Source organism: Rahnella sp. GSA61A, assembly GCF_019969905.1.
GTDB lineage: Bacteria > Pseudomonadota > Gammaproteobacteria > Enterobacterales > Enterobacteriaceae > Rahnella > Rahnella aceris.
Genome location: NZ_JAHXYO010000005.1, coordinates 1 through 14,307, shown reverse-complemented (window position 1 = coordinate 14,307; position 14,307 = coordinate 1). Strand labels below are relative to the sequence as shown.

The 14,307-nt window shown below is 52.9% G+C and carries 16 protein-coding genes, 1 tRNA gene and 1 rRNA gene; all 18 read right to left on the bottom strand.

What is annotated here, in order from left to right:
• Position 1 precedes the first annotated feature (1 nt).
• Positions 2-1,231, bottom strand: a complete 1,230-nt coding sequence (locus LC431_RS08165; protein WP_153374777.1) for a beta-ketoacyl-ACP synthase — start codon at positions 1,229-1,231, stop codon at positions 2-4.
• The gene (locus LC431_RS08160) at positions 1,228-1,959 is read right to left on the bottom strand and encodes a 3-ketoacyl-ACP reductase FabG2 (protein ID WP_013574240.1); all 732 of its coding nucleotides are present in this window, start codon (positions 1,957-1,959) and stop codon (positions 1,228-1,230) included. Before LC431_RS08160 ends, LC431_RS08165 begins: the two co-directional genes overlap by 4 nt.
• Entirely contained in the window at positions 1,956-2,435 is a 480-nt protein-coding gene (locus LC431_RS08155; RefSeq protein ID WP_013574239.1) for a hotdog family protein, read from the bottom strand. The genes LC431_RS08160 and LC431_RS08155 overlap by 4 nt, the downstream gene beginning before the upstream one ends.
• Positions 2,432-3,604: a beta-ketoacyl-[acyl-carrier-protein] synthase family protein gene (locus LC431_RS08150; protein ID WP_223509671.1), complete on the bottom strand. Its 1,173-nt coding sequence runs from the start codon at positions 3,602-3,604 to the stop codon at positions 2,432-2,434. Before LC431_RS08150 ends, LC431_RS08155 begins: the two co-directional genes overlap by 4 nt.
• Before the next feature lies 1 nt (position 3,605).
• Positions 3,606-4,181, bottom strand: coding sequence for a DUF3261 domain-containing protein (locus LC431_RS08145; protein ID WP_223509670.1), 576 nt, complete (start codon positions 4,179-4,181; stop codon positions 3,606-3,608).
• On the bottom strand, positions 4,178-6,484 hold the full coding sequence (locus tag LC431_RS08140) for an MMPL family transporter (protein WP_223509668.1): 2,307 nt from the start codon (positions 6,482-6,484) through the stop codon (positions 4,178-4,180). The genes LC431_RS08145 and LC431_RS08140 overlap by 4 nt, the downstream gene beginning before the upstream one ends.
• The gene (locus tag LC431_RS08135) at positions 6,474-7,079 is read right to left on the bottom strand and encodes an outer membrane lipoprotein carrier protein LolA (protein WP_013574235.1); all 606 of its coding nucleotides are present in this window, start codon (positions 7,077-7,079) and stop codon (positions 6,474-6,476) included. Before LC431_RS08135 ends, LC431_RS08140 begins: the two co-directional genes overlap by 11 nt.
• Positions 7,076-7,519, bottom strand: a complete 444-nt coding sequence (locus LC431_RS08130; protein ID WP_013574234.1) for a thioesterase family protein — start codon at positions 7,517-7,519, stop codon at positions 7,076-7,078. The genes LC431_RS08135 and LC431_RS08130 overlap by 4 nt, the downstream gene beginning before the upstream one ends.
• 1 nt (position 7,520) lies before the next feature.
• Positions 7,521-9,233, bottom strand: a complete 1,713-nt coding sequence (locus LC431_RS08125; protein WP_370633784.1) for a glycosyltransferase — start codon at positions 9,231-9,233, stop codon at positions 7,521-7,523.
• The gene (locus LC431_RS08120) at positions 9,233-9,577 is read right to left on the bottom strand and encodes a 3-hydroxyacyl-ACP dehydratase FabZ family protein (RefSeq protein WP_013574232.1); all 345 of its coding nucleotides are present in this window, start codon (positions 9,575-9,577) and stop codon (positions 9,233-9,235) included. Before LC431_RS08120 ends, LC431_RS08125 begins: the two co-directional genes overlap by 1 nt.
• Positions 9,574-10,953, bottom strand: a complete 1,380-nt coding sequence (locus LC431_RS08115) for an AMP-binding protein (protein ID WP_223509666.1) — start codon at positions 10,951-10,953, stop codon at positions 9,574-9,576. Before LC431_RS08115 ends, LC431_RS08120 begins: the two co-directional genes overlap by 4 nt.
• Entirely contained in the window at positions 10,920-11,525 is a 606-nt protein-coding gene (locus tag LC431_RS08110) for a hypothetical protein (protein WP_223509665.1), read from the bottom strand. Before LC431_RS08110 ends, LC431_RS08115 begins: the two co-directional genes overlap by 34 nt.
• A 5-nt stretch (positions 11,526-11,530) precedes the next feature.
• On the bottom strand, positions 11,531-11,785 hold the full coding sequence (locus LC431_RS08105; protein WP_037036563.1) for an acyl carrier protein: 255 nt from the start codon (positions 11,783-11,785) through the stop codon (positions 11,531-11,533).
• A gap of 10 nt (positions 11,786-11,795) precedes the next feature.
• Positions 11,796-12,053: a phosphopantetheine-binding protein gene (locus tag LC431_RS08100; protein ID WP_013574228.1), complete on the bottom strand. Its 258-nt coding sequence runs from the start codon at positions 12,051-12,053 to the stop codon at positions 11,796-11,798.
• Positions 12,054-12,056: 3 nt separating this feature from the next.
• Positions 12,057-12,869 (bottom strand): lysophospholipid acyltransferase family protein, encoded by an 813-nt coding sequence (locus LC431_RS08095; RefSeq protein WP_121019615.1) that lies wholly within the window; start codon positions 12,867-12,869, stop codon positions 12,057-12,059.
• Positions 12,869-13,594 carry a beta-ketoacyl synthase chain length factor gene (locus LC431_RS08090; protein ID WP_013574226.1) on the bottom strand — a complete coding sequence of 242 codons (726 nt, stop codon included), beginning with the start codon at positions 13,592-13,594 and terminating at the stop codon, positions 12,869-12,871. Before LC431_RS08090 ends, LC431_RS08095 begins: the two co-directional genes overlap by 1 nt.
• 429 nt (positions 13,595-14,023) lie before the next feature.
• Positions 14,024-14,100 (bottom strand) — tRNA-Asp (locus LC431_RS08085).
• An 87-nt stretch (positions 14,101-14,187) separates the two neighbouring features.
• Positions 14,188-14,303, bottom strand: a 5S ribosomal RNA gene (rrf, locus tag LC431_RS08080).
• Positions 14,304-14,307: the final 4 nt, after the last annotated feature.

Here is a 14,307-nt window from a genome sequence, read left to right as displayed (position 1 = left end):
GTTACGGCCAGCGACGGAAAACTAAAGAGGTATTAATTCCACCGAATGCAAAGTTATTCGACTGGATAAATTCAGTCTGAATATGACGTGATTCGCCCATTACGTAGTCGAGTTCGCCGCAAAGCGGATCCGGCTGCGTCAGGTTGATAGTCGGCACGAACCGGTCTTCGCGCATCATTTCCAGCGACATCCACGCTTCCAGTGCACCGCAGGCACCGAGTGTATGACCGAAGTAGCTTTTCAGTGACGAGATTGGCGTCTGATTGCCAAACACCGCAGCGGTCGCGTGGCTTTCGGCAATATCACCGCGGTCGGTGGCCGTGCCATGTGCACTGATATAACCGATTTCAGAAGCAGGTATACCGGCATTTTTCAGCGCTTTTTCGATGCAAATCTGCATCGTCGATTGCTGCGGCTGGGTGATATGGGACGCGTCGCAGTTAGTGGCAAAACCCACGATCTCGGCGTAAATTTTCGCACCGCGCGCCTGTGCATGTTCCAGTGACTCGAGGATCAGTGCCCCGGCACCTTCGCCGATCACCAGTCCGTCGCGCTGCGTATCAAACGGACGCGGCGACAGTTCAGGGTGCTCATTTTGCTGGCTGGTGGCGAACAGCGTGTCAAACACAGCAGCTTCTGACGGGCAAAGTTCTTCCGCGCCGCCTGCCACCATCACCGTCTGGTAACCGTGTCTGATGGCTTCATAGGCATAACCGATCGCCTGGCTGCCCGAGGTGCAGGCGCTGGAGGTTGGGATCACCCGTCCTTTCAGGCCAAAGAACAAACCTGCATTCACCGCTGTGGTGTGCGGCATCATCTGCACGTAAGTCGTACCGGTAATATTGTTAGTGTGCTTTTCCGTCAGCATGGTCGCGAATTCGCTGACCGGACCCGTGCTGCCGGTGGATGACCCGAAGGCAATACCGGTTTCGCCGTCAGTCAGCACCGGGTCTTCCAGTAAACCGGCCTGCTCCAGCGCCAGTTCAACCGCACGGGTTGACAGCAGGGAGACGCGGCCCATCGAACGGATGCGCTTGCGGGTGTAATGCGCCGGGATAACAAAATCATCCACCGGCGCACCCAGATGCGTATTCAGCCCCTGGTAAATCAGCCATTCGTCCATGTGGCGGACAGCGTTTTTACCCTGTTGCAGGCGGATGGAAATCTCGTCCCAATGATTGCCGAACGCCGTTATGCCTTTCATACCGGTAATGACTACGCGCTGGCTCATACCATGCCTCCGTTGATGGAGATCACCTGGCGGGTCACATAACCGGCGATATCTGACATCAGATAACTTGCCAGTCCGGCAACTTCTTCTGCCCGGCCCATACGTTTGAGCGGGATCATACCCATTGCAGCATCGAGTGCCGTTTTTTCCATATCCAGCATGCCAGTGTCGATCAGCCCCGGCGCAATGCAGTTAACAGTGATTTTGCGTTTCGCCAGTTCCAGCGACAGCGCTTTACAGGCACCGATAATTCCGGCTTTCGCCGCGCTGTAGTTGACCTGTCCGCGGTTGCCCGTAATACCGGAAACCGAGGAAAGCGCGATTATACGCCCGCCCTGACGCAGCCCAATCATCGGCATCACGCAGGGCTGTAAAACATTGTAGAAGCTGTCGAGATTGGTGTGGATCACGCCGTCCCAGTCTTCGTCGGTCAGTGCCGGAAATGCCGCGTCGCGGGTAATCCCGGCATTATTGATCACACCGTAGTACGCGCCATGCGCCTCAATATCGGCTTCAATAACGTCGCGGCACTGCTGGCGGTTGCTGATATCAAACTGCACAATTCGCCCGCTGCCGCCGTTGTCGGTTATCTGTTGCAGGGTGCTTTCTGCCCCTGCTTTATCGCTGTGGTAGTGAATGACCACCAAAAAACCATCGCCGGCTAACTGGCTGGCAATGGCTTTGCCGATCCCTTTGCTGGCACCGGTTACTAATACCGAACGCATCATTCCTGTTTCCCCTGAGTTAACTTAATAAGTTCATCCTTGTCTGGCTGGTATGTATTCAGCCGTCCTTTTGCAACCTGCAGGTTGTCTTTTTCTTGTTTAATGCAGATCACGCCTTCGAAGCTGGCGAGTTTTTCATCGCGCAGCACCATTGAGACGCTGATGAATAATTCACTGCCTGCCGCAAATTCCGGCACGCTGCATTTCAAAGCCCTGCCGCCCAGCAACATGCCAACCTGAGGCGGTTCGCCACTTTGTGCACCGTGCCAGCCGCTCCAGACGCCGACCGTTTGCGCGATAAGCTCAAGGGCATACCACGCAGGTAACGCGCCACGGACATTGAGAAACGGCGCCAGCACGCTGTTTTCGGACACCACCACGCTGCACAGCGCGGTCTCTTCTGTGACGCTAAGTACCTTATCCAGCAAAACCATCGGTGATTCATGCGGCAGATAATGCTCCGCGCTGAGCATACTCATGACGGCCTCCCGATCACAATGCAGGCGTTATTACCGCCAAAGGCAAACGAGTTGGAGAGAATAACGGGTTTCGCCAGCGTTTCGCCTTTTTCCACCAGCCGGATCGCCGCCAGACGGGTATCACGGGGCATCACGCTGAAATCCTGTGGCGGCAGGTTAAGATTTTGCGTCAGGATCATCCAGCCCAGCGCCGCTTCTGTCGCACCCGCCGCGCCCAGCGTATGGCCAGTGAGATGCTTGGTCGAACTGCACGGCGTCTGGCTGCCAAACAGCCGGTGTATGACAGCGGCTTCTGCCTGATCATTGAGCGGTGTGGCGGTACCGTGTGCGTTGATGTAACCCACGTCTGCCGCACTCAGCCCGGCCTGCGCCAGTGCCATGCGGATTGCCCGTTCCGCGCCGAGACCTTCCGGATGCGGTGCAGACATATGCCACGCATCGGATGATTCGCCAGCCCCCAGTAATGCGACGTCTGCGGGCTCACGGGTCAGCAGGATCAACGCCGAGGCTTCACCGATATTGATGCCATCGCGATCTTGCCCGAACGGCGTACAGCGTCCGCGGGAGAAAGATTCCAGGCTGTTGAAGCCGTTCACCGGCATCCGGCACAGGCTGTCAGCGCCACCCACCAGCGCCGCGTCGGCCAGCCCGGCGTCAATCAGGCGTTTCCCGCTGATAATCGCTCGCGCGCTGGATGAGCAGGCTGTTGATAATGTGTAAGCCGGGCCACAGAGATCCAGCAACTCCGCCATAAAAAGTGAAGGATCGCCCAGTTCCTGTTGCTGGTAATCATAGCCCGACGGAAATTGCCCATGCCGGTGCAGATGGCGCACCGCCTCTTCACCTTCGGCAATGCCCGAGGTACTGGTGCCCATAATGACCGCGACACGATCTTTACCGTACCGGCTGACAGCCGCGTGAACCTGAGGCTCAATCTGTGCCAGCGCAGCCAGCAACAACTGGTTGTTGCGGCTGCGGTGCGCTGACAGAGAGCCGGGGATCGCGGGCAGTTCGCCGGTCACCGCGCCGAGCCAGACCGGCCGTTCTTCCGTCAGCCATCCTTCCTGCAACGACATTCCCGGCGCGGCACCTGATGTCAGGCTGGCAGCGATTTGCGCATTGCTGTTTCCCAGCGCGTTAACCATGCCCACGGCCGAAAAATAAATCATGTTAGTCACCCACATTCTGGATAGTTATCTGGTAGTGGAACGCCATCTGCGTGATGGATACCGGCTGACGTCCGCTGCCCTGTGGCAGATAGTCGATGCGGGTGATCGTTTTGCCCTGGTTATCCAGTAATGTGCGGCGCAGCGGCTGATCGTCCAGTTTCCAGCCCGCCGGCAACAGCGGCTGCCAGCGCTGCGCTGGCCAGTAGCTCAGCATAATATCGGCCAGAACTTGATTTGCTGGAGGTAAACCGTCGATCTTCATGGCCTGTTCGGTGTGGATCCCCGTTTGATCGTAGACCACTTTGAACAGGCGGATCCCCAGAGGGGAAAGCCCGGCAAGCTGTAACGACTTTCCATCTGCATTGAGCAGCACCAGCAATGACTGTTGTTTACCTTTCACCGTGGCCGTCAGCAACTGCTGCTGGCTGACCGGTTTATCCAGGGTGGGCGCGGGTAATTTCACCTGCACGCCGCGTTTCAGCCAGGCTTGCGGCTGCGTATCTGAAGGGGGATTTGTCGCGCATCCGACAAGCATAAAAATCAGAAGTGTCAGCGCTGGCAGCATAAGCCGGGTCATTTTTTGCGTCCTCTTTTTTTAGCTGGCAAGGTCAGTGGCGACAACAGAAATGCCGTTAATATGCCAAAGCTCAGCACGATGCCAAAACTGCTGATCGCCTGCGTGGAACTGAACACCAGCATACCGAACGTCAGCAACGTGGTGACCGCAGCCATAAAAATGGCAAACATGGATGTCGTCGGCGTGCCGCGTGGATTGGTGAAAAACAGGGTGTAATTGATGCCGATCCCCAGCACCAGAATCAGCGCCAGCAGGGAAAACAAATTAAGATTATGGCCACTGAAGCCCAGCGCAGCGACGCCCATCCCAAGGGAAAGTAAGGTCGGAACCAGGCAAACAAGCCCGTGTGGCAGGCGAAAACGCCAGAGATAAGTGACCGCAATGACTGCAACGGCGAGCGCCAGTAGCCAGGTCAGATAAACACGGTATTGCGAAAACAGTTCGCTGAATTCAGTTTTACGATCGATCCAGCCGGTCCCCGGCATGGATGCCGCCAGCGCCGCCATGGCTGCGCTGTCATGAACGCCATTCACCGGGATCAGTGCGGCGCTGCGCCCGTCCGGCAGGGACAGCCACAACAAACGCCAGCCCTCACTGACCACGCTGTTGCGCCATTCCGGCACATCAACCGTCTGCGCACTGAGATCCGGCTTCGCCACCGGGATCCCCGCCTGCTGCAATTGCGCAATAATTTGCGGTGCGTGCTGGCGAAGCAGCGATAAATCCCGCTGCTGCTGTGCCTGAGAAGGCAGAGTGATCGCCCGGAATCCGTCAATCACCCCCTTCTCTTTGGCCTGCGCCAGCTTTGGCCGCAATGCTTCCAGACGTTGCAGTGTCTGCTCTGCGCTATCGCCGTATACCACCAGCCATTTCTGATCGTTCGTCTGCCCGGTCAGCGCGGCAATTTGCTGTTCCTGTAGTTGCAAACCAGCCGGAAGAGATTGCAAATCCGCAATGTCATCATTGATTTTCAGCCGCGATATTCCTGCCACCACCAGCACTAAAATCAGTAACGGCAGGCCAATGCGCACAGCTTTGCGACTACGCCAGGCCAGTAACCAGCGCATGATCAGCGTCAGCCCCGGCGCTGGCCCTGTCGGCAAACGCCTGGACAAATACGGATACCAGCACATCACGGTGATGCAGGCCGCACTCAGCCCGGCGGCGGCAAACACTGCCAGCTGCCGCAAGCCGGGGAATGGCGCAATCAGCAACATCAGATAGGCCACCACCGTGGTCAGCAGCGCCACCGATAACGCAGGGAACAGTTTTTTCAGACTTTCCAGCGGTGTGCTGGAATCGCCATGCACCCGCCGTTCGGTCAGGAAATACAGCGTGTAATCGGCAGAAATACCAACAATGCTGGTGCTCAGCACCAATGTCATCACGTGGATTTCACCAAATACCCACAGGGTAAACACCGTGCCTGACAGCGCGCCGATGGCGATTGACAGTAAGCTGAGCAGCATCGGCAGGACCGAACGAAACATCAGTAAAATCAGCACAAACACGCCAGTTACTGACGCCGCACCAATCGTGGAAAGATCGTGCTCAGCCTGCTGGCTGGCATAATTGCTGTAGAAAATCGTGCCACGCTCAAGCACTTTTGCACCCGGCCAGCGCGCCTCAAAAACTTCTTTCACCGCACCAAGAGCCGCTACGGTTTGTTTAGCCGACGTGATGTCATAAGAAGACGCCTTCAGCTCGCCATGCACCATGTACCAGCTACGCCCCTTTTTATCACGGACCATCAGCCAGCCCTGATCCAGCGTCATACCGCCGCTGCTCTGCTGTTGCGCCATCTGCGAGGCACGAACCAGCAATAACGGATCGTTTGCCAGCTCTTTGCCACTGACGCCTGAAAATGCCGAATAGATCTGGCCGAGGATCCACTGGCTTTGCGATTCAGCACCTGCCATCAGACGCTGGCGTGTGGCGTCATCGAGCAACGCATTGCGATGTTTGAAGAAGAAAGTGCCCCACTCCTGCTGACGCTGTGCGTCCATCGGGCCCTGTACCTGACTCAGTTCAGGCAGCGCCTGCAAATGCTTCAGCCACTCAGCAGCGGGCTGAATACCCGCTCCCGGCGGCGGGCTGACCAGCCACATAAGCTGGCGATCCAGACGCTGAGTAAAGCCGTCAGAAAAAGCCTGCGGAATATCCGTTTCCTGCTGCTGCGGCAACAGCGCCAGAACGCTGCTGTTAATCTGGCTGCGTGGCAGTAACCAGAACAACGCTGCGACCAGTAGCACGATAATCAGCAGCCAGCTTTGCGCCAGTTTTCGATGAAGGTCAGGATGCAAAATGGCGTTTCTCTGCGTCAGTCAGCATGGCAGGCGTCGTTTTCTGATTGAAGAAACGAATATGCGTGGCGTCGCCCTGCATGTCATTAATATCGATATTGTTCAGAAAGGTTTCGCCATTGAGCGTAATACTGCGGAACAGACGGTTTAGCGGCGAGACCTTCGGCGTAAGAATCAGCGTCCAGGCGCCTTTACCGTGATCGGTAAAATCAAGCGAAAAATTCTCTTCCAGCACCTTGCGGTCTGCGTGGAACAGCGCGCTGAGCAAGGAATTAAACTGGAACATTTGCGGATTCGTCTCCGCCGTGACCACCTGTGGCTGCTGCCCCGCCATGATTTGCACCATGCGGTTTTCAGTCAGTAATAATGTCAGGCTGAACGGTTTTTCCTGCTGCCACCACAGCCCTTGTTGCCGGGCAATCAGCAGATTTCCGCTGGAATTGAGCGGTTGCGCCATCCCGCTGATGGTTCTTTGCTGCGCAAATTCAGCACGGAGTACCGGCACCTGACTGAAACGCTGTTGTAATTCTTCCAGCGTAACAGCGTTTGCCGTTACGCTGAAAACCGTCAGTACAAATAGCAAAAAGGCTTTCACAGGCTGACTCCTGTTTTATCAAAAAGAACCTGCGGCGAGACAAAACACATTTCTTTGGTGGCAGCGTCTACCGCGACCTGTAACGTGTAACCTGTCGTTGTGCGTTTACCGGTTTCGATGTCGTAAATCTGATAGCCGATGCGCAAACGGTTTTCGATTTCCTCAAGCTGCGCATGAACGGCAATACGCTGTTCAAAGAGCAGCGGCGCGATATATTTCACGCGGGTATCAACAATCGGCCAGACATAACCTGACGCTTGCATCTGACGATAACCGTAATCAAATTGCTTGAGTAACTGCTCGCGCGCGACTTCCAGATAACGGAAATAGTTGCCATGCCAGACCACGCCCATTGCATCTGCGTCGTGGAAAGGAACCGTGATTTCAACGCGGGTAGAAAATCGCGGATCGTTAAAACGCGGATCAAGTTTGGAAGTCATATCAGTCAGGTTTCCTGTCAGGGGCAACATCCGTCGGATGTTGCCAGAAATCATAAAAATTGAACCAGTCGTGAGGCGCCAGCAGGCTGTAATGCTCAAGTCGTGCGGCATAGTGATCGACGGCAGACTGTAACGCAGACAGGCGGCTGGTACGCGGCAGGATCAGAGGATCCGCAAAAGATTCGCAGTAAATATGCAGACGCTGTCGCTGCATGATGCCAAACATCAGCATGACGGGCGCGCGTAGCGCTGCAGCCAGAATAAAGGGCCCCTGCGGGAATGCGGCGGGTTCACCCAGAAACTCGCTGTAAATCACGCGGGCATGCTCTCCACGCTGATGAGGACTGGCAGATGTCCGGTCGCCGACAATCGCCACCCACTCACCGGCATCCAGTTTTTCCTGCAATAAAATGGCGGTCTCCGGCCCCATCTTGTTCACCTGGATAAGGTTAACCACGGCCTGCGGGTTAATCTCTTTCATTACCTGATTGAACCGCTCGGCATGTTCGGTAAATACCAGCGCATTAACGGTAATGCGGTGATTGAGCGCGCCAATCGCGCGGCAGGATTCGATATCGCCTAAATGCGAGGCGAGGATCACCGTGCCACGCCCCGAGGCAATATGCGATTCGCAAATTTCGGGATTGACCAGTACCGCATCGGTCAGGGTTTTATCGCCCTGCCAGCTCGCCAGTTTACTCAGCATAGATTCACCAAACCGCATGAAATGCCGGAAAGTGCTCAGCGGATAAGGCAGGGAAATATTGCGATGTGCGGCCGTTACGCGGACACGTTCCAGCCAGCTGGCAGAGGCATTGCGCTGTTTGCGGCCGGTAAGCCAAAAATAGGTGATGACCGGATAAAGCAGCACACGAAAAGCCTGATATCCCAGTGTCCGGTAAACCGCCAGCATCAGGCGAATACCCCACAATCCTTTGCGTTCCTGTGTAGCAGACCAGTGCCGGGGACATTTTCTTCGCTGACGCAGCAAATAAGGAATACGCGGCAACATGCCAAAAAACAGCCGCGTGTGCATCCAGGAAATCTGCAGATTGTCCTTCACTGCATCAAAATGCGAGAGGCCATCTTCGGGATAGGTCACCCGCGTGGGCAGGAAACGGCTGCGCGTGCCCTGCCAGTAAAGGCGCACCATGATTTCCGTATCGAAATCCATCCGTAAACCCAGTGTTTTTTCCGCCATCAGTTGCAGACAAGGTTTGAGAGGATACACGCGAAATCCACACATACTGTCTTTGATTGAGAATGACAGGGTTTCAATCCAGACCCAGAAATGGGTGATATAGCGGCCATACAGGCGCGATTTCGGCACGCTGTCATCGTAAACCGGCTGCCCGGAGATCAGACAATCCGGATGACTTCTGGCTTCAGACAGCATCGCGGGAACATCTGAAAGCTGATGCTGGCCGTCGGCATCCACCTGTAAGGCGTGCGTAAAGCCTTTTTCAACGGCCAGCCGCAGGGCCGCCATCACAGCCCCACCTTTCCCCTGATTTACAGTTAATCGCGTCAGGCTCATCCACGGCGTCACACTGGCCAGGCGTTGCAACTCTTCTGCTGTCTGCTCGTCGCTGCCATCATCCACCACAATGCAGGGCAAACCGAATGGCCGGAGACTCTCCAGTACACCGGCCATCATCGGCCCGTGGTTGTAGCAGGGAATAATCAGGCAGGGAGAAAAAGAAACTGACAGCATTATGGACATAAGGTAATTTTTCCACTGCTGGCGACGGCATCACCTACGCTGTACCGGAATACCAGCCGGTTTTTTTCTTTCAGCCAGTCGATGTGCAAATCTACGGTTTCTTCAGGCAAAAGTGGTCGCTGGAATTTCACCACTTCCATGCCGGAAAACGCTTTATCCAGCCCCAGAAGTTCTTCGGCGTAGCCCATGGCCCAGTTCACCTGTGTCACGCCAGGCAAAATCGGAGACGACGGGAAATGGCCTTTAAACCAGAATAAATCCGCAGACAACCGGAACGTGAGAAGCAGACGGGTGTCGCTGACGAGTTGCTGGTTCAGCACTTGCGGCAAAATCATAAGAACAGTTCCTGTAATTCAGCAGTCGCGCGTTTGCCTTGCTGGTTAAGAGGAATGGCAGACGCCAGACGCCAGTATCGCGGCACAGAGACCGGCGATAACCACTGGTGCAGCGTCAGGCGAATCTGCCCAAGCAGCGCGGCCTGCCCCTGCGCCTGTAATAACAGCTCTCCGCCGTGACTTAATACCAGTACGGCTGCGATATAAAGCCGCCCCTGTTTTTCGAGTGTCAGCACGCTGGCGTCGCTTAAAAGATCCAACGCACACAAACGCTGCTCAATTTCAGTCAGTGAGATCCGCTGCTCTGCAATCTTAACGATCCGATCCTTACGGCCTAAAAGAACAAACTGGCGTTGTCCCGCGGGCAATAGCTGGATTTTATCACTGAGGATCATGCCTTCCGGCTGCGGGAGCAGCGGAGAAATCAGGGAAATATTGCCATCAGCACAGGAAGAGAATCGGATATTTTCAAAAAGCGTCCAGGCTTCGTCTGGCTGATGTTGCGTACGAAAAGCAATAATGCCGCTTTCGCTGGTGCCATAGATTTCTGTCGGCAGACAACCACAGACATTTTCTACCAGCAAGGCGGCCTCATTACTTAGCGGGCCTCCGGCAGAAAAGACATGCCGGCAGTGAGTTGGCTCCAAAGCCGGATCAAGGCGTTTAAGAAAGGCCGGGCTGCTGGTCAGCACCAAAGTATTTTTACTGGCAAGTGACTGCAACTGTTCGTGATACTCCACACTTTTCGTCGCAAAAGGCCGGCCAAGCGACAGCGGCAACATAAAAGCAAAACTCAGGCCGTACATATGATGAGGCGCCACGGTGGCAACAAAGTGTGCATCTGCGAATTGATCGCCCCATCGCGCTGAAAGCCACTGGCTCTCCAGTTCAAGACAGGTAATTGGTTTGATTATTTTTTGCGGTTTACCGGTCGAACCGGAGGTAAATAAGTGAAGCGCGGGATTTTCTGGCCAGTTGGGTAAAACAGTCAATGGCTGATCCACTGAGCAAGGCAAACGCAGAACAGGGCAATCAATCGTCAAATCAAGATCGGTAATTAACGCATCAAATTCATCGCGTTGTTCAGCCAGAACGGCCGGGCGAAAATGTCCAGGTAAAACCGGCGTGTTACCGCTGTAAAGCACTGCCAGCAGCGCCACGGCAAATGAATAGTTATCTTCAAAACACAATGCCCAGCGGGTATGCGATGTCGCGCTGATATGAGTCAGCAGAGATAATACGTCCTGGCGGAAATCACACTGACGCCATTCCCGGCTTTCGCTCCAGGCAACCAGATAATCATCTGCTCTTTCCGTGCTTAGCCATTTGCACATTGGCAGCGTCATGGCTGGCGCAGACGCTTTCTGACTATCCATTCAATACCCATTAATAAGCCAATCAGCAGATAACTGATCCCGCCGTTGTAAAGAGCCCATAGGGCCATATCGCCTTTCAGGCAGGTATATAAAGCAAATGATCCATTCCACAGAAAAAAAATGCACCAGACCTGGGTGACACGGCGTGTATAAACAACACCTTCGGGCGGTAAATCGGGTTCATTCAGTCGCGCAAGACGTTCAACCAAAGATTGCCGGGCGTATAAGGAACTGAAAAATACCCCCAGTAATAAAGCATTTACCGCGACCGGGTAATACAACAGCATAGAGGTTTCGCGTAATAAAAGGCTGCTGGCGACCAGCACAATCCCTGAGGCCGCAATCGCTTTTCCAAAAAAAGTTAACTGGGATAATTTTCCGCGAAAAGTCAGTAATCGCAGAATAAAGACAGCAATCAGCACAGGTGCCAGAACGCTAATTCCCCAACTTTTTAAACCGCACCATACGGCTAGCGGATAGACAATAACCGCCACCGGCATCGCCCAGCGGGCAATCTTCGCAACCTGAGAAAATGAGAAGCGCCGGGGTTTATCCACAAAAAAGATACCCACACATACTATGGCGCCGGGGAATTAAGTAATTCATCTATGGCATCAACAACATCCTGAACGGTGCGAACAGATTTAAACATTTCAGGCTTAATTTTTCTGCCAGTGATTTTCTGCAAATGAACCACCAGATCAACAGCATCAATGCTGTCTAATTCCAAATCCTCATAGAGTTTTGCATCCGGGCGGATATCATCTTCATCGATTTCAAATAGCTTGACTAATAACGCGCTAATCTGCTGGTAAATTTCTTGCTTCTGCATAGGAATCTCTTTAACCACGCTGTACTGATATAAATCTGGCCAAACTTTCAACAGAATAAAAGTGCTCGCGCATTTCCTGACTTTCCGCCGAAAGGATCACACCGTATTGCTTCTTTAATGCCAGACCAAGCTCAAGGGCATCAATAGAATCCAGCCCTAATCCGTCACCAAAAAGTGGGGCCTGCGTCTCTATCTCATCTGGCGTCATTCCTTCCAGATTCAGCGTCTCAATGATAAGTGCTTTTATGTCGTTACTTAATGAATCCATGACTTAATTCTCATTATTTTGCATATTGCTGCGCATCAACTCAGTGCACAAATACTGCGTCAGACGCCGTGCAGCCAAAGCAGGTGAAAGATCGCTTTCATCTAAAAAGTCTTCAGCCTTTACCTTATCGGCAACGGTAATCACAAACTGAGGTTTTACACGGGGAATTTCGTACCACTTCCCATTTTTTGTCAGCATGGGTGGCTGACATGAAATATGGACAATCCTGACATCACACCCCGCCCTCAGAGCAATGTTAGCGGCACCACGCTGCAGCGTCATCGGTTTCTCAGGTAAGGAGCGCGTTCCTTCCGGGAAAATTAACAGCGTACCGCCTGCTTGCAACCGGGTTTCACAGGCCTGCAACAGAGCGTCAGACCCAGAGTTAATCAGGTAGCCCGCCGCTTTTATCACTCCGCTTAAGAATGGGTTTTGCAACAAAGCCTGTTTGACGATGCAGTCACAACGCGGCATCCGGGATGCCAGGATCACATAATCAAGAAGGCTGGGATGATTCGCCACGATCAGACACCCGGTATCTTGCTGAAACTTTTCATCACCGGTAAACCGGTAATCCATCACTCCCACCCTCCGTAATCCACTCAGAAAAAACCTAAAACTATTACGGATGCTGTTTAGCGTCATTCGGTGCAATCTGTCGGGTTGCCGGATGATCAGTCGCAACAGATTAAACCAGATAATAGAAAGCAACAGCCCGCCAATTCCGAAAAGTGCGAAAAAGAATCCAGTTACCAGCCATCGCCAGATGCGATTTACCAGAGAAGACTTTTCTTCGGGTACTAGCGTTTCTCTCATCACAAATCCCGAACCCATTGCCAGCTATGGCGGCTATCTGCACTGACATTGAATAAAGAAGAGGAAGAAAGATAACCTCGCAGAAATTGCAGACTCTGCGGAATTTCTGAATTCAGATCCTCACCCGGCAATGAAATACGCTGGCACTGCAAACTATCGCCAGAAGTTAATATTATTGCTACAGCGTAAGGTAGAAACTCAGAATTTACCGATTCGTTATATATATCTGGGATTTCACCATCAAAATCGACCAGCATGACGCTGGAAGCACCGGTTGCCAGCATCGACTGAGCTTCCAGTATCCCTTGCTGAAAACTGTCTTTTCCGGCTGCTAATGAGGTTACCGGCAACGGATTTTTGCTAATAATGGTAAGCCAACCTGCTGCGGTATTATGTACTGACATGGAGAATTCAGTCGGAGATAAAGCGTCTTCCTCTGCCAGAGAATGCAAAATGCGCCCTGTATTCTCCAGCTCACCATGGCGGCTGGTAAAAATTGCCGCATCTACGTTGTTATTGGCGAGCAATGCAAGCCCGGCATCAACAGCAAAACGACTGCCGGTACTCATTCGACGTGCTGACATCATTGGAATTTGCTGGCTTTTGGGGTTCTCACCGGAAAATGTATTTATATCTGAGCACTGAGCCCATTGGATCCAGTGCTCACAACTATCGACTCCCGGAGCCACTGCCCGCCAGTCCAGTATATCCAATGAGAATTTCATAATGATGATCTTTGTGATTATTCCAAATTGAGACTTTATGGTATTTTATTGGAACTTGCATCTGTAATCTGACAACTTATTGAACTGGATTAAGAATTTTAGTACTCATTTATTATGAGCTTTATTAGTACTTTGCAGGTTTATCTGAACACACAAATTTTTCAATTTGATACAAAGTATTCCCTGGATGTCTGGATATACTTATTCTTTGATAAATTCAAACTGATAACCATTCTATTTAGTTAAAGATAATAGTTTAATATCAGTTAACTCCTCAGGATTAAATCCTGTAAGAAACGCCGATGAGATAAACGTGAGCCTGTGAGATAATAAATATATCAGAGAAAGAAAGGAGTCCGGTTTGCATTTTCACTGGAAAATAAATGCAAAAAGTCCCTGAATCTTTCGATTCAGGGACTATGCAATAATTGGCGGAACGGACGGGGCTCGAACCCGCGACCCCCTGCGTGACAGGCAGGTATTCTAACCAACTGAACTACCGCTCCACCGGTTCTTTCACACGTATCAGCAATCGTCTGATACCTGTTTGTTCCTGTTATTTTCCTTGTCAGGGGAAAAGGAACTAATTTGATGCCTGGCAGTTCCCTACTCTCGCATGGGGAGACCCCACACTACCATCGGCGCTACGGCGTTTCACTTCTGAGTTCGGCATGGGGTCAGGTGGGACCACCGCGCTACTGCCGCCAGGCAAA

Excerpts from the sequence above, each read along its gene's own strand:
- LC431_RS08125 (WP_370633784.1), bottom strand. The coding sequence starts at position 9,233 with ATGCTGTCAGTTTCTTTTTCTCCCTGCCTGATTATTCCCTGCTACAAC.
- LC431_RS08095 (WP_121019615.1), bottom strand. The coding sequence starts at position 12,869 with ATGAGAGAAACGCTAGTACCCGAAGAAAAGTCTTCTCTGGTAAATCGC.
- LC431_RS08145 (WP_223509670.1), bottom strand. The coding sequence starts at position 4,181 with ATGACCCGGCTTATGCTGCCAGCGCTGACACTTCTGATTTTTATGCTT.
- LC431_RS08100 (WP_013574228.1), bottom strand. The coding sequence starts at position 12,053 with ATGGATTCATTAAGTAACGACATAAAAGCACTTATCATTGAGACGCTG.
- LC431_RS08115 (WP_223509666.1), bottom strand. The coding sequence starts at position 10,953 with ATGGATAGTCAGAAAGCGTCTGCGCCAGCCATGACGCTGCCAATGTGC.
- LC431_RS08090 (WP_013574226.1), bottom strand. The coding sequence starts at position 13,594 with ATGAAATTCTCATTGGATATACTGGACTGGCGGGCAGTGGCTCCGGGA.
- LC431_RS08130 (WP_013574234.1), bottom strand. The coding sequence starts at position 7,519 with ATGACTTCCAAACTTGATCCGCGTTTTAACGATCCGCGATTTTCTACC.
- LC431_RS08165 (WP_153374777.1), bottom strand. The coding sequence starts at position 1,231 with ATGAGCCAGCGCGTAGTCATTACCGGTATGAAAGGCATAACGGCGTTC.
- LC431_RS08120 (WP_013574232.1), bottom strand. The coding sequence starts at position 9,577 with ATGATTTTGCCGCAAGTGCTGAACCAGCAACTCGTCAGCGACACCCGT.
- LC431_RS08105 (WP_037036563.1), bottom strand. The coding sequence starts at position 11,785 with ATGCAGAAGCAAGAAATTTACCAGCAGATTAGCGCGTTATTAGTCAAG.
- LC431_RS08150 (WP_223509671.1), bottom strand. The coding sequence starts at position 3,604 with ATGATTTATTTTTCGGCCGTGGGCATGGTTAACGCGCTGGGAAACAGC.
- LC431_RS08155 (WP_013574239.1), bottom strand. The coding sequence starts at position 2,435 with ATGAGTATGCTCAGCGCGGAGCATTATCTGCCGCATGAATCACCGATG.
- LC431_RS08160 (WP_013574240.1), bottom strand. The coding sequence starts at position 1,959 with ATGATGCGTTCGGTATTAGTAACCGGTGCCAGCAAAGGGATCGGCAAA.